The organism is Flavobacterium coralii (assembly GCF_019891545.1).
GTDB classification, from domain to species: domain Bacteria; phylum Bacteroidota; class Bacteroidia; order Flavobacteriales; family Flavobacteriaceae; genus Flavobacterium; species Flavobacterium coralii.
Genome location: NZ_JAHDIU010000039.1, coordinates 1 through 568, shown reverse-complemented (window position 1 = coordinate 568; position 568 = coordinate 1). Strand labels below are relative to the sequence as shown.

The window sequence follows — 568 nt, the reverse complement described above, 5'->3', positions numbered from 1 at the left end:
AAAGCCCGGCCTGCCGTTAGAGGCAAAGTAAAGCTTGTCGTCTTCGGTAATGAAAGGGAAGTTCTCCCTGCCCTCTGTATTTACCTTTGACCCCAGGTTTACCGGCTCGCCATAGGTGTTGTTGCCTTTTACCTCTACCTTCCAGATGTCAGTATCCCCCACAGAGCCTTCCCTGTCTGAGGTAAAGTAAAGGGTTTTGCCGTCTTTGCTGATGGCAGGGTTACCCGTGCTCCAGCGCTTGTCGTTAAAGGGCACCGGCTGCACATTGCCCCAGCTGTCGCCCTGTCTGGTGGCCCTGTACAGGTACACCTGGCCTATCTTGGCATTTACATCCTTATCCTTCTGCCACTGCTTGCTCTCTTTAAAGCTCTCGCTGGCAAAGTACATGGTCTTGCCGTCTGCGGTTACTGCCGCAGGGCCGTCATGCCACTTGCTGTTCACCCCTTCCACCGGTACCGGCTCGCTGAAGGTGCCGTTGGCATTCCAGGTGCTCATGTACAGGTCAAGGAAAGGCTGCTCGTTCCAGCCGTAGGTCTTGCGGGCCTCATTGCGCGCACTGGTAAAGTAA

Annotated in this window: 1 protein-coding gene; it reads right to left on the bottom strand. The window is 55.1% G+C overall.

Features of this window, described 5'->3' with window-relative positions; all coding sequences use genetic code 11:
* Nucleotides 1-568: TolB family protein (locus tag KJK34_RS15055; RefSeq protein WP_369075508.1), on the bottom strand; the 568-nt coding region annotated here is incomplete at both ends.